General features: G+C 65.4%; 16 protein-coding genes and 1 pseudogene. 9 read left to right on the forward strand and 8 right to left on the reverse strand.

Features of this window, described 5'->3' with window-relative positions; all coding sequences use genetic code 11:
- Positions 1-22: 22 nt before the first annotated feature.
- The 3 genes from QW887_RS31665 to QW887_RS31675 all read left to right on the forward strand — a co-directional run bounded on the left by QW887_RS31665 (position 23) and on the right by QW887_RS31675 (position 2656).
- Positions 23-904 carry an aldose 1-epimerase family protein gene (locus QW887_RS31665; RefSeq protein WP_316171890.1) on the forward strand — a complete coding sequence of 294 codons (882 nt, stop codon included), beginning with the start codon at positions 23-25 and terminating at the stop codon, positions 902-904.
- 317 nt (positions 905-1221) lie between these two features.
- Positions 1222-1641, forward strand: a complete 420-nt coding sequence (locus QW887_RS31670; RefSeq protein ID WP_315715798.1) for a hypothetical protein — start codon at positions 1222-1224, stop codon at positions 1639-1641.
- Positions 1642-1834: 193 nt separating this feature from the next.
- The gene (locus QW887_RS31675) at positions 1835-2656 is read left to right on the forward strand and encodes an aldo/keto reductase (RefSeq protein WP_315715511.1); all 822 of its coding nucleotides are present in this window, start codon (positions 1835-1837) and stop codon (positions 2654-2656) included.
- A 91-nt stretch (positions 2657-2747) separates the two neighbouring features.
- On the opposite strand, the gene QW887_RS31680 is transcribed toward QW887_RS31675, so the two are convergent.
- Both QW887_RS31680 and QW887_RS31685 read right to left on the reverse strand, forming a co-directional pair.
- Positions 2748-2975: a hypothetical protein gene (locus QW887_RS31680; protein WP_315715512.1), complete on the reverse strand. Its 228-nt coding sequence runs from the start codon at positions 2973-2975 to the stop codon at positions 2748-2750.
- Positions 2976-3119: 144 nt separating this feature from the next.
- Positions 3120-3566 (reverse strand): hypothetical protein, encoded by a 447-nt coding sequence (locus QW887_RS31685; RefSeq protein ID WP_315715513.1) that lies wholly within the window; start codon positions 3564-3566, stop codon positions 3120-3122.
- A gap of 175 nt (positions 3567-3741) precedes the next feature.
- On the opposite strand from QW887_RS31685, the gene QW887_RS31690 reads away from it, so the two are divergent.
- Entirely contained in the window at positions 3742-5022 is a 1281-nt protein-coding gene (locus QW887_RS31690; protein WP_315715514.1) for an amidohydrolase/deacetylase family metallohydrolase, read from the forward strand.
- A gap of 11 nt (positions 5023-5033) precedes the next feature.
- Here the strand turns inward: QW887_RS31690 and QW887_RS31695 are convergent, their stop codons facing one another.
- Positions 5034-6272 (reverse strand): PLP-dependent aminotransferase family protein, encoded by a 1239-nt coding sequence (locus tag QW887_RS31695; RefSeq protein ID WP_315715515.1) that lies wholly within the window; start codon positions 6270-6272, stop codon positions 5034-5036.
- Positions 6273-6447: 175 nt separating this feature from the next.
- Between QW887_RS31695 and ribB the strand changes: the two genes are divergently transcribed.
- The 3 genes from ribB (at position 6448) to QW887_RS31710 (ending at position 9932) form a co-directional block, all read left to right on the forward strand.
- A complete protein-coding gene (gene ribB, locus QW887_RS31700; RefSeq protein ID WP_315715516.1) occupies positions 6448-7524 on the forward strand; it encodes a 3,4-dihydroxy-2-butanone-4-phosphate synthase in 1077 nt (358 codons plus the stop codon).
- A gap of 64 nt (positions 7525-7588) precedes the next feature.
- Complete coding sequence (locus QW887_RS31705; protein WP_315715517.1) at positions 7589-8803, forward strand: acyl-CoA dehydrogenase; 1215 nt, start codon at positions 7589-7591, stop codon at positions 8801-8803.
- Between the two features lie 211 nt (positions 8804-9014).
- Complete coding sequence (locus tag QW887_RS31710) at positions 9015-9932, forward strand: MBL fold metallo-hydrolase (protein WP_315715518.1); 918 nt, start codon at positions 9015-9017, stop codon at positions 9930-9932.
- Positions 9933-10012: 80 nt separating this feature from the next.
- Here QW887_RS31710 and QW887_RS31715 read toward each other — a convergent pair whose 3' ends face one another.
- The 4 genes from QW887_RS31715 to QW887_RS31730 form a co-directional block, all read right to left on the reverse strand.
- Positions 10013-10873 (reverse strand): DUF1499 domain-containing protein, encoded by an 861-nt coding sequence (locus tag QW887_RS31715; RefSeq protein ID WP_315715519.1) that lies wholly within the window; start codon positions 10871-10873, stop codon positions 10013-10015.
- A 133-nt stretch (positions 10874-11006) separates the two neighbouring features.
- Positions 11007-12224: an MFS transporter gene (locus QW887_RS31720; protein WP_316195857.1), complete on the reverse strand. Its 1218-nt coding sequence runs from the start codon at positions 12222-12224 to the stop codon at positions 11007-11009.
- Between the two features lie 127 nt (positions 12225-12351).
- Positions 12352-13557 (reverse strand): ABC transporter substrate-binding protein, encoded by a 1206-nt coding sequence (locus QW887_RS31725; RefSeq protein ID WP_315752069.1) that lies wholly within the window; start codon positions 13555-13557, stop codon positions 12352-12354.
- 165 nt (positions 13558-13722) lie between these two features.
- A complete protein-coding gene (locus tag QW887_RS31730) occupies positions 13723-15351 on the reverse strand; it encodes a fatty-acid--CoA ligase (RefSeq protein ID WP_315752068.1) in 1629 nt (542 codons plus the stop codon).
- Positions 15352-15471: 120 nt separating this feature from the next.
- On the opposite strand from QW887_RS31730, the pseudogene QW887_RS31735 reads away from it, so the two are divergent.
- Positions 15472-16560, forward strand: a pseudogene (locus QW887_RS31735) (extensin family protein); the annotation flags it as partial.
- A 306-nt stretch (positions 16561-16866) separates the two neighbouring features.
- Here QW887_RS31735 and QW887_RS31740 read toward each other — a convergent pair.
- Positions 16867-17547 (reverse strand): L,D-transpeptidase, encoded by a 681-nt coding sequence (locus tag QW887_RS31740; RefSeq protein WP_011925214.1) that lies wholly within the window; start codon positions 17545-17547, stop codon positions 16867-16869.
- A gap of 343 nt (positions 17548-17890) precedes the next feature.
- Here QW887_RS31740 and QW887_RS31745 point away from each other — a divergent pair, with 343 nt between their 5' ends.
- Entirely contained in the window at positions 17891-18868 is a 978-nt protein-coding gene (locus QW887_RS31745) for a magnesium transporter CorA family protein (RefSeq protein ID WP_315715525.1), read from the forward strand.
- The last annotated feature ends 269 nt before the right edge of the window (positions 18869-19137 follow it).

A 19137-nucleotide genomic window follows, 5' to 3' on the forward strand; every position in this document is an offset into this window, starting at 1 on the left:
TTTGCGACGTGGGTGACGGCAGATGAGCGACGACCTCCACATGATCGGAGCGGGCGGCATCACCGCCTCGGTCAAGGCTGATGGCGCCGAGCTGTGCTCGTTGAAGACGGCCGGGGGCCTGGAGTTGCTCTGGCAGGCCGGAGCCGTCTGGCCGCGCCATGCGCCATGGTTGTTTCCGATCGTCGGCCGACTCAAGAATGACCAGCTCCACCACCGCGGCCGGACCTATCCGATGACCCAGCACGGCTTCGCCCGCGACCTGCGATTCACCTGGCTGGAGCGCGGGGCCGAGTCGTGCGTGTTGCAGCTGACCGACGACGAGACGACGCAGGCGCACTATCCGTTCGCCTTCCGTCTCACGGTGAGCTACCGGATCACCGCTGATGCGCTGGACGTGGCGGTCGAGATTGCCAACCCCGGCGCGGAGGTTCTGCCAGCCTCGTTCGGATGCCATCCCGCCTTCAACTGGCCGCTGCTCCCCGGCCAGCCGAAGGAGAGCTATCGGCTGATCTTTGCAGAGCCGGAGCCGGCGCCGATCCGCCGTCTGACAGGAGGTTTGCTGCGCGAGCGGCCGGAGCCCTCACCGATCGAGGGGCGCGTTCTCCCGTTGAGCGAACGTCTGTTCGACGACGATGCCGTGATCCTCGATCAGCCGGCCAGCCGTTCGGTTCGCCTCGTCGGAACCACAGGACCGGCGCTTGAGTTAACTTGGGATCATTTTCGTCAGCTTGGAATCTGGTCGAAGCCCGGCGGCGTGCCGTTCCTGTGCATCGAGCCGTGGCGCGGTTTCGCCAGTCCGCTCGATTTCGACGGCGAGTTTGCCGCCAAGCCCGGCGTCATGCACATCGCCCCGGACTCTGCAGAGACGCTGCGATGCCGCATCCGGGTCGACGGATTGGTATGACTAATGCTCGCAGCGCCCATTTGCGTGCACAGCGGTAACTGTGACTCGCAGTTTTGGGCCTGGAAATGACGGCGCCGTGACCTACATCAGAGACGAGCGCGGAACTTTGGCTATGATACGTCGAACGACCGGCGGTTGGTGGGCGCTTTCTCCGAACTGATAACGGTCGATCATCGAACATGACGTGCGGCGTGATGTCAGGCGCTCTTAGCTGGCTCTTGCAGCCGGGCAGCGCTGCGAGTTCGCCATCAGCCGGCGTGCAGAGATCTCGCGGCGGGGGCGCGTAAGTGGCGTTACGCGGGGAACGGGAGGATGGGATGGTGTTGAGAGCTGTTATCGGCACGATTACATGCGCCGTGTTGCTCACGGCGAGCGATGCTGTGGCGGGGGCCTATCAGCCGGGTGACTTCCTCAAGCTTGATCTGTCGAAGGCCGTGTTGTCGCCGGAGCCGCTCGGCCCCGAGGCGCATTTCGAACCTGTGCCTATCGAAGCCAAATCAGATCGACCTGCGGTCGCCGTCCGTTCCGCGATCGACCCGGACGAGCGCTTCGCCATCCCGCGCGCCATCGCCAGCCGGCGCGCTCATGGCACCAGGACGGCCGAGCGGCCCCGCGGCGCCGCCCGCACCAAGCTCGTCCATCGGCGCGGCAATCCGCTCGACGCGCAGGCGATGGATACGCGCATTCAGACCTGGCCGTGCCGGCCTGGCAGCGGCGGCATCTGTAACTGGCGCTGATCGGCGGGGCTACCCCGCGCGCCTGTTGCGTTCAGGAACCTCGCTCCCGACATCTTGATTGAGGCGGATGCCGGCTCGCTTGAACTCGCAAGCGGAGCAAAGGCAAGTTGAACGCTTCCCGCCAAGGTCTTGATGTTTCGAGGCTGCCGCCGGCGTTTGCTGGCGAATGGCTCGCGCGATTCCAGGAGATTTCATGAACGCCATCGACACCCAGGGTATCCGTCTGCCCAAGCTCGGGCTCGGCACCTTTCGCATGCAGGGCACTGTCTGCCGCGAGGCCGTCGAGAGCGCGCTTGCGCTCGGCTACCGCCACATCGACACCGCCGAGATGTATGCCAACGAGGATGCGATCGGTGCTGCACTTGCGGCAACAAATCTGCCGCGCGCCGAATTGCACGTCACCACCAAGGTCTGGCCGGAGAACCTCGCGCCGGACGCGATCCGTCGCGCATTCGACACGAGTCTGAGGAAGCTCAGACTGGAGTTCGTCGATCTCTATCTCATCCACTGGCCGGCCAAGGGGATGAACCTGCCGGCCGCGCTGGAGACGCTGTTGAAGCTGAAGGAGGAGGGGCGTACGCGCGCGATCGGCGTCGCCAACTTCACCGTCGCGCTGCTGAAACAGGCGGTGGAGGACGTCGAGGCACCTGTTGCCTGCAATCAGGTCGAGTATCATGTGATGCTCGACCAGTCGAAGCTGATGGCCTACATGGCGAGCCGGTCGATTCCCCTGGTGGCGTATTGCCCGCTGGCGCAGGGACGCGCCGCCGCCGACGAGACGCTGGGGGCCATCGGCAGGAGGCATGGCGCGAGCGCCGCCCAGGTCGCACTGAAATGGCTGTTGGACCAGGATGGGGTGGCGGCGATCCCCAAGGCCGCGCGTCCGGAAAGTCAGCGTGCGAACTGGGATGCGATGAAGCTTCAACTCGATGATGAGGATCGTGCCACCATCGCGTCCCTCCCGAAGGACAAGCGCTTCGTCAATCCGGCCTTTGCGCCGGAATGGGACCGCTGACCACCACGCGGAGCCCTGCGAGAACGGACGTCAGAACGAACGCCACAGAAAATGGCCCCTCTCGGGGCCATTGCTGTGTCGAAGTTGCAGATCAGTCGCGCCGGATGATCACGGTGCGATCGTGATGGCGGTGGAACGGCCGGACATAGCGGTGAGGCCGGTACTCACGATGCATGCGGTATTCGGCGTGGGACCGATCCCAGCCGTGGTGGTAGTGATGGCCGCCACGCTTGATGACCACCGTCTCGGCGTTGGCGATCGACGGTGCCGCGAGCGCGACGACCGCAAGGGAAGCGAGCGCGAGAGCGATTTTCTTCATGTTGTCCTCCAGAATGAAAGTGCGGGATCAACTTGAAGTGTGAAAGAACGTTCCGCAGGAACTTCCACGAAGTTGCTGAATACACGTTCAGATTTGGTCTTCACGCTCGCGGGCGAACCGTGCCGTCCCCTCGAGCCTGCCGCGTCAGTCGCACTTCCTGAGCGCTGGCGTCGGCTTGCCGTTGGCGACGAAGCGGCCGTCACGAATGGTGTAGCTGTCGTCCTCGCCGCGATTGAACGCGGAGCGGATGTTGCCGTCGGCGGTCCGGGTGATCCCATTCTCTCGCGTCTGGCGCGCTTTGGGCAGCACGATCGAGAGCACCAGCGTCTGGTCCGCCTCGACGCGTGCGCTCGCCACCTGGTTGACGTCGGACGGATCGTGGTCACGACGATAGATCAGGTGACCATCGTCAGTGACTTCGTAGGAGATGATGGCGCCGCGGCCCTTGACCGCGGGTGCGCTGCAGTCGGCGGCCCAGGTTCCGATTAGGCCCCAGGTCCGAGCAACCTCGACGGTGTCGCCGGCCCGAGCGGCAGACGCTGATGATGCGCAGAGGACGATTGCGATGAGAGGGCGGGAGATCGAAATCATGCGGTCTCGCGGGGATGACTGCCGTGACATCTTAATGCACTGCGTCAATGGCGCAACGACAGACCTGCGCCGAGATCGTTGGCACAAAGTCTCATTCTTTTCGGGCCGGCCTTGCTGGCGAGGGGGACAAGGCGCATGCTCCCCGCAACTACAAACAAGCGTGGGGAGGCTGACCATGTCTGCGCTGTCGCGCCGCAAATTCCTGCTGTCGTCCGGAGCGGCCGCCATGGCCGCGCTATCGGGTCCTGCCGGCGCCGCGGTGGGGCCGGCCGACAAGTTCGATCTGGTGATCAAGGGCGGCGACGTGATCGATCCCAGCCAGTCGCTCCGAGGCAAGCGCGACATCGGGATCCGCTGGGGCGTCGTCGAAGCGGTCGAGCCCGAGATACCGGCCGAGCGGGCGCTGCGGTCGATCGACGCCAACGGCCGGTTGGTGACGCCGGGCCTCATCGACCTCCACAGTCATGTCTATCCCTATGGCTCGGCGATTGGGATCCCGCCCGACGAACTGGTGCAATTCCAGGGCACGACGACGGTCGTCTCGGCCGGCGACGCCGGCGTCAACAATCTTGCTGCGTTGCGCCGCTTCATCGTCGCCCAGTCGCGGGCACGCATCTACGCCTTCGTCCACATCGCCAACAACGGCCTGTCGGCGTTTCCGGTGGCCGAGCTCTACAACATCGACAATGCGCAGGTAGACGCCTGCGCCATGGCGCTGGCGGAGAACCCGGACTTCCTGCTCGGGGTCAAGGTGCGGATGTCGGAGAACGTGATCTTCAAGCATGGGCTCGAGCCGCTGAAGCGCGGCATCAAGGCCTGCGAGCTGTGCGGCTGGCCGGCGCGGATGATGGTGCATATCGGTGGGGTCGAGACCGGCGAGTTGATGTCGCAGATCCTGGACCTGCTGCGCCCCGGCGACATCCTGACCCATGCCTATTCCGGCGCGCCGAATATGGGCGGCGCCTTCACCAACATCGTCCAGGATGGCAAGCTGCTGCCCGCGGCGCTCGCCGCCAAGCAGCGCGGCGTGCTGTTCGATGTCGGCCATGGCGGCGGCAGCTTCGATTTCACCGTGGCCGAGGTCGCGATCCCCGGCGGCTGCGGCCCGGACACCATCTCGTCCGACATCCATGTCTTCTCCGGCAACAGTCCGGGCATGCCGTTCCTGCCCAACGTGATGGCGAAATTCATCGCTATGGGATTTTCGTTGGAGCAGGTGGTGAGCATGGCCACCTCTGCGCCGGCCAAGATCATCAACCGTGCGCCGAAGATCGGCAGCTTGCAGGTCGGTGCGCCGGCCGACGTCGCAATCATGGACCTGGTCGAGGGGCCCGTCAGCTTCGTCGATACCCGCGGCAACAAGCGCGAGGGCAAGCTGCAGCTCAAACCGGTGCAGACGGTGATCAACGGCGTGCCGTTCGGGCGGCCCTACCAGTCGCCCTTTTCGGTGCGGTGAGCAGCGCGCGATCACTCGATCGCGCGCGTCCGCTCCACATTGGATGAGCGCAGTGGGACCCCGAACTCCTCCCGGCAGACGTCGGCGAGGACTGCGATGCCCTCGCGGATCTCCTGATGCGAGGGGCTGGCGAAGCACAGCCGCAGGCGGCTCCGCGCATGCGCGGCGTCGGTGGACCATTCCGGTCCCGGATTGATCGAGACGCCGCGTTTGAGCGCTGCCTGTGACAGCTTCATCGCGTCAACCTGGTCCGGTAGCTTGACCCAGAGGAAGATCCCGCCCTTGGGCGGCGCGAACTCGGCGGCGGTGCCGAACTCGGCGTTGAGCGCCTCGATCAGGGTGTCCAGCTTGGCGCGCAGTCCCCGCACCAACTGCGGCACGTGGGTCGCGAAATGCGGCCTGCAATATTCCGCGAGCACCATCTGCTCCAGCGCACCCGAGCCGGCATCGGTCTTGAGGGACAGCAGCACCGACATGATCTCCCAGGGGGCGACCAGGAAGCCGACCCGCAACGCCGGCGCGACCGACTTCGAGAACGATCCGAGGTGGATCACACCGCCATGGTCGGACATGCCGTGGATCGCGCGGGGCCGTTTGCCGTCCCAGATCAGGTCGGCGTAGCAGTCGTCCTCGAACACCGGTACGCCATAAGCGCGCGACAGCCACAGCAGCTCGGCCCGCCGGCTTTCCGGCATGATGGTGCCGGTCGGGTTCTGCACCGTCGGAATGGTATAGATGTATTTCGGCCGGATGCCGCGATCCTTGAGATCGGCCAGCATCGTCGCCAGCGCGTCCGTTCGCATGCCGTCCTGGTCGAGCGGGATGCCGATGACCTTGACGCCCAGTCGTGCCAGCCGCGTCAGCGTGCCCTGGTAATTGTCCTGCTCGACCAGCACGGTGTCGCCGCGCGTGAGCAGCGCCTGATTGACGAGGTCGAGGCCCTGCAGCGAGCCGGACAGGATCATGATGTCGTCGGCGCGCGCCGACATGCCCGCGTCCCGCGTCAGCTTGGCGGCAAGAAAGTCCCGCAGCGGCCGGTAGCCTTGAGGCCCGTGCGCGAGGCCGTAGGTGGCGAGCGCGCGTCCCTCGCGGGCGAGCACGGCGTCGGCGGCCGCGCGCAAGCCCTTCACGGGCACGGCATCGGCGTCGTTGTTGCCGCCGACGAAGCTGTATTTTGCGAGTCCCGTCCAGCGCGCGGCGGGTGCGGGCAGGCCGGGGCTGAGGAGGGGTGCAAAATCGAATGCGGCCATGAGGCGCGGCTCCCTTGTTCTCGATTTGAGGCGACTTTAAACAGATACCAGGGCGCTTGTCCTGGCAGGGCAGGTCCTTTTCCCGGGGAAGGCGACCTTCGAGCGGCGGTTCCGCCGCTCTGGCGCGCGCCTGCGATCCCGGCTAAAGCAGCCCGGAAAAGCAGCGAGACTTGCAATGGCCGACTCGATCCAGGAAGTTCTGTACGCCTTCGCCAAGGGCGAGATGGTCGTCGTGACCGATGACGACGACCGCGAGGGCGAGGGCGATCTCATCGTCGCCGCCTCGCTCTGCACGCCCGACAAGATGGCGTTCATCATTCGCCATACCTCCGGCATCGTCTGTGCGCCGATCACCGCCGACGACGCGCGGCGGCTGCGGCTCGACCCGATGGTCGCGCACAATGATTCCAACCACACCACGGCCTTCACCGTTTCGATCGACTACAAGCCGGACGGTGGCACCGGAATCTCGGCCGAAGAGCGCGCCTCCTGCTGTCGTGCGCTCGCCAACCCGAATGCCGGTGCCGCTGATTTCGCGCGTCCCGGCCATATCTTTCCATTGATAGCGCGTGACGGCGGCGTGCTGCTGCGCTCCGGCCACACCGAGGCGGCGGTCGATCTCTGCAAGCTCGCGGGGCTCCCGCCGGTCGGCGTCATCTCCGAGTTGATGAACGACGACGGCACGGTCATGAAAGGCGAGCAGGTCGTTCGTTTCGCTGCGGCCCACAATCTCAAGCATGTCACCATCGCCGATCTGATCTCGTACCGGCAGGCGCGCGAGAAGCTGATCGAACGGGTGTCGACCTTCACGACCGACAGCCCGATCGGGCCGCTGCAGGGCTTCGCCTACCGCTCGCCGTTCGATCCGATCACCCACGCCGCGTTCGTCTATAACGGCATCGGCGACGGCAAGAACGTGCTGACGCGGCTGCACAAGCCCAACATCGTGAAGGATCTGATCGCAGGTCCGCAGCGTATCCAGGCGGTGCTGCAGCACTTCAAGCGGGCCGGCCGCGGCGTGCTGATCTATCTGCGCGACGGCGCGGCCGGCGTTCCCGTCGAGCCGGTCGAAGAGCCGCATACCGCGGAGGCCGATCGCCATCGGCAGTGGCGCGAGGTCGGCGTCGGTGCGCAGATCCTGCGTGATCTCGGCGTGACCTCGATCCGGAACCTGACGTCGTCGGTCCATGACTACAAGGGCCTGTCGGGTTTCGGTATCGAGATCGTCGCCAACGAGCGGCTTGAAGGCTGAACTTCCAGGATTTAACCTCTCAACTGCTGCGACCCGTGCGCAGCGAGACGCGAAAGGACCATTCATGAGCGCGCGCCCTCAGGCAAAGGACAAGCCGGCCCAGTCGAGCTTCCAGTGGGACGATCCCTTCCTGCTGGACGATCAGCTGACCGAGGACGAGCGCATGGTGCGTGACACCGCGCGCGCCTACGCCCAGGACAAGCTGCTGCCGCGCGTGACCAAGGCCTATCTCGAGGAGAAGACCGACCGCGAGATCTTCAACGAGATGGGCGAGCTCGGCCTGATCGGCATCACCTTGCCGGAGGAATATGGCTGCGCCAATGCGAGCTACGTCGCCTATGGCCTCGTGGCACGCGAGATCGAGCGCGTCGATTCCGGCTACCGCTCGATGAACTCGGTGCAGTCCTCGCTGGTGATGTATCCGATCTATGCCTATGGCGACGAGAGCCAGCGCAAGAAATATCTGCCGAAGCTCGCCAGCGGCGAGTGGGTCGGCTGCTTCGGCCTGACCGAGCCGGATGCCGGTTCCGATCCGGCCGGCATGAAGACCCGCGCCGAGAAGGTGGCCGACGGCTATCGCCTGACCGGCAGCAAGATGTGGATCTCGAACGCGCCGATCGCCGACGTGTTCGTGGTGTGGGCCAAGTCGGCCGCGCATGACAACCAGATCCGTGGCTTCATTCTCGAGAAGGGCATGAAGGGCCTGTCGGCGCCGAAGATCGGCGGCAAGCTCTCCTTGCGCGCCTCGATCACCGGCGAGGTGGTGATGGATGGCGTGGTGGTGCCGGAGAGCGCGCTGCTGCCCAACGTGTCCGGTCTGAAGGGGCCGTTCGGCTGCCTCAACCGCGCCCGCTACGGCATCTCCTGGGGCGTGCTCGGCGCCGCCGAGGATTGCATGCATCGCGCCCGCCAGTACACGCTCGACCGCAAGCAGTTCGGCAAGCCGCTGGCTGCCACGCAGCTGGTCCAGAAGAAGCTCGCCGACATGGAGACCGAGATCGCGCTCGGCCTGCAGGCCTCGCTTCGCGTCGGCCGCCTGATGGACGAGGGCAAGATGGCCCCGGAGATGATCTCGATCGTCAAGCGCAACAATTGCGGCAAGGCGCTCGACATCGCCCGCGTCGCGCGCGACATGCACGGCGGCAACGGCATTTCGATCGAGTACCAGGTGATGCGCCACGCCGCCAACCTCGAGACGGTCAATACCTACGAGGGAACGCACGACGTCCACGCGCTGATCCTCGGCCGCGCGATCACCGGCATTCAGGCGTTCTTCTAACTGCTGTGCGCGACGCCCATTCGCTGCATCGGGCGGTATACGCGGTCGCCGTTGCGCCCTCGCTGTCATCGTCCGCGAAAGCGGACGATCCAGCAATCACCGGCCCATCGAGGCTCATCGCCGTCTCGGAGTACTGGATCCCCCGCTTTCGCGGGGGATGACGGCAGCGAGTGAGGCAGGCGATCTGCCCCATGCACAGGGAAGGCACGCCATGGCCGAGAATGACGACGTCCCGTTCAACCGCAACTTCCCGCTTCGGGCGGGCGTCGTCGAGCAGGTCCGCCCGGGTATTCGCCGCGTCCTCTGCAACAATCCGAGTCCGTTCACCTTCACCGGCACGGTCAGCTACATCGTGGGGACCGGCAACGTCGCGATCATCGATCCGGGTCCGGACAACGAGGCCCATGCGCAGGCGCTGCTCGATGCCATCAGAGGCGAGACCGTCACGCACATCCTGGTGACGCACACGCATCGCGATCACTCGCCGAACACCGGACGGCTGAAGGCCGCGACCGGCGCCACCGTCTATGCCGAGGGCCCGCATCGCGCCTCGCGGCCGCGCTACGAGAGTGAGAAGCACAGTCCGGAATCCGGCGTCGACCGCGATTTCGCACCCGACGTCACGGTTGTCGACGGCGATGTGATCGAAGGGCGGGGCTGGCGGGTCGAGGCCGTGGCGACGCCGGGCCATACGGCCAACCATCTCGCCTTCGCCTGGACCGAGCGCAGCACCACCTTCGTCGGCGATCACGTCATGGGCTGGGCGACGTCGATCGTGGCGCCGCCCGACGGTTCGATGGTCGACTACATGGCTTCGCTGGAGCGGCTCGCCGCGCGACCCGAGGAGCTGTATTTCTCAGGCCACGGTCCGGAAATTCCGGAGGGACCGCGCTACACGCGCTTCCTGATGCGCCACCGCCAGGCCCGCGAGGCCTCGATCCTGCATCGCCTCGCCAAGGGCGAGGCCGACATCCCGACCATGGTGCGCGCGATCTATATCGGCATCGATCCACGGCTCACCACCGCGGCCGGCTATTCCGTGCTGGCCCATCTGGAAGACCTCGTCGCCCGCGGCGTGGTCGCGACGGAAGGTGATCCGGTGATCGGCGGGACGTATCGGCTGGTGTAGCGAATAGCGAGTAGGGGAAGAGTGCGAGCCGGGAAGACTTCGTTCCCTATTCGCTACTCCCTATTCGCCATTCGCCCCGCTCACTTCTTCACCGTCTTCGCATTGCCCTTCGCCGCCACCGGCGGCGGCGTGACCTTCTTCACCGGCTTCTGCGCCTCGGCCTCGCCGGCGTTGGACAGGTCCTCGATCAGCTTGGTCACGCGCGCGGCATTGCTGCCGATATCCGACTCGAAATAGCGCGAGGCGGAGCGGACGTCGACGCGGGAATCCTCGCCGTCGGGCTGGATGCGGATCGAGATGTCCTCGCGGAAGCCCATGATCGGCGTGCGCGCGACCGCCTCGATGCGGCCGACGCGGCGCGGCGGCTGCGGCGCGCGTTCGTCGACCACGAACCATTTGCGCCGGTTGACCAGCTTCAGGGCGATCGCGTAGGCGCGATCGGGCGGCAGTTCGATCTGCACCGGCTCGATGTCCGGATAGAATTTCTGCTGCTGCTCGGCTGAATACAGCCCGGCATAGACGGCCGTGTTGGTGCCGTCGCCGTTGCGGAGCGGCGCCAAAGCCTCGAAGCGCGGCGGATCGATCGGGTCGGTGGTGATGTCATAGATCTTCGGCAGCTTGCGGTACTGGAGCGCGAGGTAGGCCGGATAGGCCAGCACCACCGCATCGATCATGAAGGCGAGCAGGATCCGGCTCATGCCGCGGCTGCCGTTGCGCCAGATCGCGACGAAGGCGGCAAGCCCGAGCAGGATCGACAGCACGGCGAGCCCCAGCGCGCCGAAGAACGTCGCCAGCGCCGGCTTCATCTCCAGAAAATCGAAGCGCAGGATCAGGATCGAGACCAGCACGGCGACGACCGAGAACACCGCCAGATTGCGGGTCCAGGTCGCGAGGCTGGAGATCGGCTCCGACAGATAGGGGGCGTGAAACCTGCGTGCCATCGTGTCAGGAACTGCCGGGGTTGGGCCGCTGCCTGCGTTGCCGGGCGGCCGGATCACCCCGTGTGAGACCACGCGGATCGCGCAAATTCAAGAGGCGTTTGGCCCGGAGAGGGCGGTTGATGCGGAGACCGCGTCAGGCGGCTCGGTCTGGGCGGCTGCGCAACGCCGTCAGCATCAACAGGACGGTTGCGATCGAGAAGGCTGCGCCGGTCGTGAACGTCGCCTGCGACCCATAGGCGTGCCACAGCCATCCCGCCAGCAGGCTCGCGACCAGCAGCGCAGCGCCGGTCACAAGGTTGAACAGGCCGAACGCGGTGCCGCGCAGATCCGGCGGGGCGGTATCGGCGACCATTGCCGACAGCAGCCCCTGCGACAGCCCGAGGTAGAGGCCCCACAGCGCGACGCCGATCGCGGTGCCGATCAGGCCGGGCACGAAGGCCAGCGTCAGGTCGGCGGCTGTCAGCACCACGAGGCCACAGGTCAGCACGTTGTTGCGGCCGATGCGGTCGGAGAGGATGCCGGCGGGCATGGCGACGCCGGCATAGATCAGGTTCATCAGCACGTAGACCAACGGGATCAGGGCGAGAGCGAGGCCGTCGGCCTGCGCCTTCAGCACCAGGAACGCCTCGCTGAAGCGGGCCAAGGCGAACACCGCGCCGGTGGCGACCACGATCCAATAGGCCGATGGCAGCCGGCGCAGCTCGCGCGCATGGACCGGCCAGTCCCGGCGCGCCGCAGGCGCGGTCTGCGCCGGCTCGCGCAGGCCGAACAGGATCAGCAGCACGGCAAGCGTGGCCGGCAGCGCCGACCACCAGAACACCGCCCGGAAGTCGTCGGCGTAGAGCGCCATCAGCGCCACGGCGAGGAGGGGACCGGCAAAGGCGCCGATCGTGTCGAGCGCCTGGCGCAGGCCGTAGCTCGCGCCGCGGATGCCTTCCGGCGTGACGTCGGCGATCAGCGCGTCGCGCGGCGCCTCGCGGATGCCCTTGCCGATGCGGTCGACGAAGCGCGCCGCGAGGATCTGCCATGATGTGCTGGCGAGCGGAAACACCGGCTTGGTCAATGCCGCCAGCCCATAGCCGATTGCGACCAGCAGCTTGCGCTTGCCAATGCGGTCGGACAGTGCGCCGGAGAACACCTTGGTGATTGCGGCGGTCGCCTCGGACACGCCTTCGATCAGGCCGATGGTCACCGTGGAGGCGCCGACCACGGTCGCGAGGAAGACCGGCAGCAGCGCATGGATCAGCTCCGAGGAGATATCCATCAGGAGCGATACCAGCCCGAGCGTCAGCACCGTCGACGGTACGTCGCGCCATGTCGTGGACGCTGGGAGGCGCGCTCTTGAACTCATGCCCACCTTCTAGATGCGGCCCGGCATGCCCGCCTTGCGCCACGTCAACGCCACGGCGGCACGCAACGCCACGGCCCCGCCGAAGGGGAGGGGCCGTGGCTGCCTTGGTCAGGCTTGCGCCGGATGCTCAGTGCGAATGCACCAGCGGGCAGGCGGACTCCGAAAGCTTGCCGAACGCCTCCTCGCCGGACATCGTCTGGATCAGCTTGTAGTAGTCCCAGGGGTACTTCGACTCCTCCGGCTTCTTGACCTGCATGATGTACATCTCATGCTCCATCAGGCCGTCGGCGCGGATCTTGCCGTTCGACGTGAACATGTCGTCGATCTTCATATTGCGCAGCTGGTCCATGACCTTGTCGGACTCGGTGGTGCCGGCCGCCTTCACGGCATTGAGATAGGTGATCGTCGCCGAGTAGTAGGCGGCCTGGTTCATGGTCGGCTCGCGCTTGGTCTTTTCGTAGTAGCGCTTCGCGAAGGCGCGGGTCTTGTCGTTGAGGTCCCAATACCAGCCGGTGGTGAGATAGAGACCCTGCGCGGTCTTCAGGCCGAGACTGTGGATGTCGCTGATGAAGGCGAGCAGCGCCGCCGGCTTCATCGTCTTGGCGATGCCGAATTCATCCGCGGCCTTGATCGAGTTCGTGAAGTCGTTGCCGGCATTGGCGAGGCCCAGAACCTGCGCGCCCGAGCCCTGCGCCTGCAGCAGATAGCTGGAGAAGTCCGACGTGGAGAGCGGCACGCGGACCGCTCCGACCACCTTGCCGCCATTGGCCTCGACCACCTTGGACGCGGCTTCCTGCAACTGGGTGCCGAAGGCGTAGTCGGCGGTCAGGAAGAACCAGCTCTTGCCGCCCTGGCTGACCATGGTCTTGGCGGTGCCGTTGGCGAGCGAGGTCGTATCGTAGGCGTAGTGGACGGTGTAGGGCGTGCAGTCCTTGCCGGTCAGCGAGGCGCCGGCGGCACCGATCGCGATGAACGGTATTTTCTTCTCCTTGGCGGCGTTGGCCATCGCGAGGCTGACCCCCGTGTTGGAGCCGCCGAGGATCATGGTGACCCCGTCGCGATCGGCCCACTCGCGCAACTTCTGGGCGCCGACGTCCGGCTTGTTCTGATGATCGCTCTCCATGAACTCGATCTTGTTGCCGAGCACGCTGCCGCCGAAATCCTCGATCGCCATCCTTGCAGCCTCGACCCCGCCCGGCCCGATCACGTCGGCATAGAGCCCGGACATGTCGTCGATGTCGCCGATCACGACCTTGTTGCCAGCGGCGTGCGCGGCCGTGGCGGCCAGTGAGGCTCCCAGCAGCCAGGGCAGCAGGCGGGTTGATTTTCGCATGGTGGCGTTCCCTCGTTTTTTATGGTGCCGGACCTTAGGAACGCGCCCATGGGCTTCCTATTCGCCTTTGGTCGAGGCGAGGGCGATGGAACTTTTTGCGCGGAACGCAAACGGCCCCCGCGGGGGCGCAGGGGCCGTGAGTCTCGCGCGGAGCGGGAGTTGTTGCTAGGCGGCGGCGTTGGGGAAGCGATAGCTCTTGAACTGGTCGCGCAGCGCAGTCTTCAGGATCTTGCCCGTTGCCGTGTGCGGGATGCCGTCGACGAAGGCGACGTCATCGGGCATCCACCATTTGGCGATCTTGCCTTCCATGTATTTCAGGATGTCCTCGCGCGTCGTGGTCTGGCCGGGCTTCAACTGCACGATCAGCAGCGGGCGCTCGTCCCATTTCGGATGATAGACGCCGATGACGGCAGCCTCGGCGACGGCGGGATGGCCGACCGCGAGATTCTCGAGGTCGATCGAGGAGATCCATTCGCCGCCGGACTTGATGACGTCCTTGGAGCGGTCGGTGATGCGCATGTAGCCATGTTCATCGACGGTGGCGACGTCGCCGGTGTCGAAGAAGCCTTCATCGTCGAGGATGTTGCTGTCGACCTTGTAGTAGGCCTTCGACACCGCGGGACCGGACACCTTGAGCCGGCCGAAGGTCTTGCCGTCCCACGGCAACTCGGTGCCGGCATCGTCGGTGATCTTCATCTCGACCCCGAACGGCGGGAAGCCCTGGGTCTGCAGCACATCGAGCTTGGCGTCGCCGTCGGCGGCGAGGAACGGCGGCTTCAGGGTGGCGAGCGTGCCGATCGGGCTCATCTCGGTCATGCCCCAGGCATGGCGCACGCCGATGCCCATGTCGAGGAAGGCCTGGATCATCGAGCGCGGCATCGCCGAGCCGCCGCACACGACCATCTTCAGATGCGGCAGTTTGAGGTTATGCGCCTGCATGTGCTGCAGCAGCATCAGCCACACCGTCGGCACGCCGGCGGTGTAGGTCACCTTCTCGGTGTCGAGCAGCTCGTAGACCGACGCGCCGTCGAGCTTGGGGCCGGGCATCACCAGCTTGGTGCCCATCGAGGGAGCGGAGAAGGCAATGCCCCAGCTGTTGGCATGGAACAGCGGAACCACCGGAAGCATTGTGTCTGCTGCGGACGTACCGAGTGAATCCCGGCTATTGGCCATCAACGCATGCAGCACGTTGGACCGATGCGAATACAACACACCTTTCGGATCACCGGTGGTCCCGGACGTGTAGCACATCGCGGCTGCGGTGTTCTCGTCGAAGGTCCCCCAGGCGAAATCGCCGTCGGCCTCGCCGATCCACGATTCGTAGGCGACGGCATTCTTGAGCGTCGTCTGCGGCATGTGCGCGGCGTCGGTCAGCACGATGTAGCGCTCGACGCTCGGCAGCTTGTCGGCGAGTTTCTCGAGGATCGGCACGAACGTCAGATCGGTGATGACGATGCGGTCCTGGGCATGGTTGATGATCCAGCCGATCTGCTCGGGAAACAGGCGCGGATTGACCGTGTGACAGATCGCGCCGATTCCCATGATGCCGTACCAGACCTCGAGATGACGGCCGGTATTCCAGGCGATGGTGGCGACGCGGTCGCCCAGCTTGATGCCGTCGCGCGTCAGCTTCTGCGAGACCTTGAGAGCGCGGTCGTGGATTTGCCGATAGGTGGTGCGAACGATGGGGCCTTCGACCGAGCGGGTCACGACCTCCTGGGAGCCGTGGATTGTCGCCGCATGCTCGATGATCCGGTGACAAAGCAGGGGCCAGTCTTGCATCAAACCAAGCATCAGGTCGTTCCTCCGGTATTCGCTTGCAGCGAGGGTCTTTTGGTCTCTTTGGTCAATTTTAGCGCGCGCCGCACCCGACGCAAATGGGCTTGTGATGGCCACGACGTCGCGCCGGGCGTGATGGTTAGCGCTGTGGCCGTGGCGATCGCATTGAGCTGGCTCATGGCGGTGCCGGCGGCGGCCGCGAAATCGGCGCACCGCAGCCCGCCCGCGGCCTCTGAGCCCGCAGCGAAGCCGGCCGACGACGTTGCCAAGGTGCCGCTTCCGCAGCCGCGGCCAGCCGACGCGCCGGCGCGGCAGGCGGCCAAGGGTGAGGATGCCGCTCCGCGCGACGCGGCCAGCGGCGGTCCGAAGGCGGATGCGCAAGCCCCACCGCCGCCTTCGGCCTGCCGGCTGGCCCTGACCGAAGAGGTCGCGATCGCGCCATCGATTCCGCCGATCAAGGGGCCTGGCGGCTGCGGCGGCGAGGACCTGGTGCGGCTGGAGGCGGTGGTGCTGCCTGACAAGCGCAGGGTGGCGCTGACGCCCGCGGCGACCATGCGTTGTCCGATGGCGACCGCGGTCGTCAACTGGGTGCGCAACGATGTGGCGCCGCTGGCCGAACGGCTCGGCAGCGCGGTCACCGCGCTCGACAATTTCGATTCATATCAGTGCCGCGGCCGCAACAATGTCAGCGGCGCGCAGCTATCGGAGCACGGCCGTGCCAATGCGCTGGATGTCCAAGGGTTCAAGCTGGCCGACGGCCGCCTGGTCGATCTCACCGACCGCACCCAGCCGCGCGATTTGCGCGAGGCGGTGCTGCACGCGGTCTGCACTCATTTCTCCACGGTGCTCGGCCCCGATTCCGACTGGTACCACGAGGACCACATCCATCTCGACCTGATGGAGCGGCGGAACAATTACCGGATCTGCCAATGGGACGTGCTGGATCCGCTGCCGAAGGTCGCGCCCCTGATGCCCGCCGCCAGACCCGAAGACGCGCCGCCACGCGAGACCGCGCAGGCCGGCACCGAAAACGCCCGGAAGAGCCCGAGCACCAAAGCCGAGCACAACGACGGCGGTCGCGCCGGCGCCGACGAGAGGAAGGCCGACCCCTCGGCCGCAGCGGAGAATCCTTCTGCTGACGACAGCTCCCGACGGGCCGACGCGGAAGCAGGGCCTCCGGCCATAAAGCCCGCTGCAACGGCCCGCAGCCGGCGGACCGCGTCCCAGTCGGCGCCTGAACAGCAAGAGCCCGGAAGCTCCGCGGCAGAGGCGCGCGCGCCGACCGCAGCTTCCGACACGGTGCGGAATGCAGCCGGGCGGGACCAGCGCGCACAGAACAGTCCCCGCGTGGGTCGGGCTTCGCCGTCGAAGCCGGCTTCTCGGACGCGCCATCACAGCCGTCGTGGCTGGGATCCTTTCCGCGGATTGTTCTAGCCCCCAAAACAAAAGGCGCCGGGTGACCGGCGCCCTTGGAAAGGCTGCTAAACGCGTTTCTCGGCTTTTTGATATCGTGCCGGCTTCAGCCGAGGCTCACTGCATCGCAGCGTAGGTGCCCCCGCCCTGCAGCGCCATCTGCGGCTTGTACGGCGAATCACCCTTCTTCGGATCGAGGACCACGACGATGGTGCCGACCTTCACCCGGTTATAGAGGTCGATCGCGTCCTCGTTCGTCAGGCGGATGCATCCCGAGGAGATCGAGGCGCCGATATATTCCGGCTGGTTGGTGCCGTGGATGCGGAACAGCGTGTCCTTGCCGTTGGCATAGAGGTACATCGCGCGCGAGCCCATCGGATTGTCGGGGCCCGGGGCGACGAAGGTCGGAACGCCCAGCCGCTCGATCTCGCCCTTGGTCGGATGCCAAGCCGGCCACTCGGTCATGGCGCCGACCTTGGCGATGCCCGACCAGGCCATGGCCTCTTCGCCGACGGTGATGCCGTAGCGGATCGCCTTGCCGCCATCCAGCACGTAATAGAGGTAGTGGCTGTCGGAATCGACGACGATCGAGCCCGGAGCTTCCTTGCGGTGATAGTCGACGATCGCGCGCCGATAGGGCTCGGCCACCGGCGTGTTGGTGTAGCGGATCTTCGCGAGAAGTTCCTTGTCCTTCGGCTTGAAGGCCTGGGTGTTGGTCGCCTCGTACGTCGTGGCCTGCATGCAGCCCGACAGCATCAGGCCGGCGGCCAGGAGTCCGAGTTTCACCTTCAGCGACATGTCACCAATTCCAATCGACAGCTGACGTTGCAATGACACGGCCGCGCCACTGCAGCGCGATTCCACATGTCCCATTATCGTCAAAATCGTTCTCAATTCCAGCCGATACACGCACAGGTCACGCTGCAGCGCCGCGATTGTTGCTTTTTTGCCGCAAAGTTGCGGGCAGTCATCCACAGCTGTGCTTCGAATGGCACGGTCAGCTCCCCCTCGGCGCCGCGCGAGAGGCCGCGGAGCATTGGCGCGAAAAGCCGATGGACCGGACTCGCAAGCTGCGTCACAAGGCGGCAGCATCCCACCGCTAAGTCCCCGAAATTCAGGTTTCGCGATTCGGAGTTTGTCCATGTTCTCGGTGTTCGTCCCGTCCGAAACCGCGCTGAAGAAGATGGCGATCACCGATCCCGCGGCTCTGCCGGACAATGCGGTCTGGGTCGACCTGGTGAACCCGAGCAGTGCCGAGGATCGGGCCGTCGAAAAGCTGGCCGGGATTGCGGTGCCGACGCGCGAGGACATGCAGGAGATCGAGATCTCCAGCCGCCTCTATATCGAGAACGGCGCCCGCTACATGACGGCTACGCTGATGTGCCACTCGGACTCCGATATGCCCAGGACCACCGCCGTCACCTTCATCCTGGCGGGCCACCGTCTGGTGACGGTCCGCTACGACCAGCCGCGACCGTTTGCCGTGGTGGAGGCCAAACTCGCTCGCAACTGTGCGCCCGGGATCACCGGCGAGATGGTGCTGATGGAGTTGCTCGATGCGGTAATCGACCGCTGCGCCGACATTCTCGAGAAGGTCGGGGCCGATATTGACCAGGTCAGCCACGAGATATTTGAGCCGAACAATGAGCGTCACGGGCACGCCAAGCAGTATTCGCAGATCCTGATCGCGATCGGGCGCAAGGGCGACCTGACCTCGAAGGTGCGTGAGAGCCTGGTGTCGATCGGTCGTCTCGTCACGTTTCTCTCTGCGGTCGTCGAAGGCGTGAAGTGGTCGAAGGATATGCGCGAGCAGCTCAAGACCATGCAGCGCGACGTCGCCTCGCTGACCGACCACGCGTCCTATCTCGCGGGCAAGATCACCTTCGTGCTGGATGCGATGCTCGGTGTCGTCAACCTCGAGCAGAACAACATCATCAAGCTGTTCTCGGTGATGGCGGTGGTGCTGATGCCGCCGACCTTGATCGCATCGATCTACGGCATGAACTTCAAGATGATGCCGGAGCTCGAATGGGTGCACGGCTATCCGATGGCGCTGGTGCTGATGCTGATCTGCGCGATCGTGCCGTACTACATCTTCAAATTGAAGAAGTGGCTGTAGTGCCGCGGGCCTGAAAATCCAGGCTCTGTCGACAAATCTGGGCGAGGCCTGCGGCATTGTGCCGTCATTCCAGGCGATGCCTCATTCGCGCCCCGTTGTTAGCAGCGGGACAGAGTCCGTCGCTATGCACCTCAGGTGACACAAGCGGTGAGATGCAACACATAATGGGAAATACTTGTTAGGCCGGCTGCAATGCCGCTGCAAAGCCGCCCCAATTCCTCAGGTAAAATTTGATGGGAACGCTGAACGTTTGATCGAAACTTCTCTGC

Source organism: Bradyrhizobium sp. SZCCHNRI3052 (assembly GCF_032484895.1).
GTDB lineage: Bacteria > Pseudomonadota > Alphaproteobacteria > Rhizobiales > Xanthobacteraceae > Bradyrhizobium.

Bases quoted from the DNA above. Each gene is read 5' to 3' on its own strand.
- QW887_RS31665 (WP_316171890.1), top strand. From the start codon at position 23: ATGAGCGACGACCTCCACATGATCGGAGCGGGCGGCATCACCGCCTCG.
- QW887_RS31670 (WP_315715798.1), top strand. From the start codon at position 1,222: ATGGTGTTGAGAGCTGTTATCGGCACGATTACATGCGCCGTGTTGCTC.
- QW887_RS31675 (WP_315715511.1), top strand. From the start codon at position 1,835: ATGAACGCCATCGACACCCAGGGTATCCGTCTGCCCAAGCTCGGGCTC.
- QW887_RS31680 (WP_315715512.1), bottom strand. From the start codon at position 2,975: ATGAAGAAAATCGCTCTCGCGCTCGCTTCCCTTGCGGTCGTCGCGCTC.
- QW887_RS31685 (WP_315715513.1), bottom strand. From the start codon at position 3,566: ATGATTTCGATCTCCCGCCCTCTCATCGCAATCGTCCTCTGCGCATCA.
- QW887_RS31690 (WP_315715514.1), top strand. From the start codon at position 3,742: ATGTCTGCGCTGTCGCGCCGCAAATTCCTGCTGTCGTCCGGAGCGGCC.
- QW887_RS31695 (WP_315715515.1), bottom strand. From the start codon at position 6,272: ATGGCCGCATTCGATTTTGCACCCCTCCTCAGCCCCGGCCTGCCCGCA.
- ribB (WP_315715516.1), top strand. From the start codon at position 6,448: ATGGCCGACTCGATCCAGGAAGTTCTGTACGCCTTCGCCAAGGGCGAG.
- QW887_RS31705 (WP_315715517.1), top strand. From the start codon at position 7,589: ATGAGCGCGCGCCCTCAGGCAAAGGACAAGCCGGCCCAGTCGAGCTTC.
- QW887_RS31710 (WP_315715518.1), top strand. From the start codon at position 9,015: ATGGCCGAGAATGACGACGTCCCGTTCAACCGCAACTTCCCGCTTCGG.
- QW887_RS31715 (WP_315715519.1), bottom strand. From the start codon at position 10,873: ATGGCACGCAGGTTTCACGCCCCCTATCTGTCGGAGCCGATCTCCAGC.
- QW887_RS31720 (WP_316195857.1), bottom strand. From the start codon at position 12,224: ATGAGTTCAAGAGCGCGCCTCCCAGCGTCCACGACATGGCGCGACGTA.
- QW887_RS31725 (WP_315752069.1), bottom strand. From the start codon at position 13,557: ATGCGAAAATCAACCCGCCTGCTGCCCTGGCTGCTGGGAGCCTCACTG.
- QW887_RS31730 (WP_315752068.1), bottom strand. From the start codon at position 15,351: ATGCTTGGTTTGATGCAAGACTGGCCCCTGCTTTGTCACCGGATCATC.
- QW887_RS31740 (WP_011925214.1), bottom strand. From the start codon at position 17,547: ATGTCGCTGAAGGTGAAACTCGGACTCCTGGCCGCCGGCCTGATGCTG.
- QW887_RS31745 (WP_315715525.1), top strand. From the start codon at position 17,891: ATGTTCTCGGTGTTCGTCCCGTCCGAAACCGCGCTGAAGAAGATGGCG.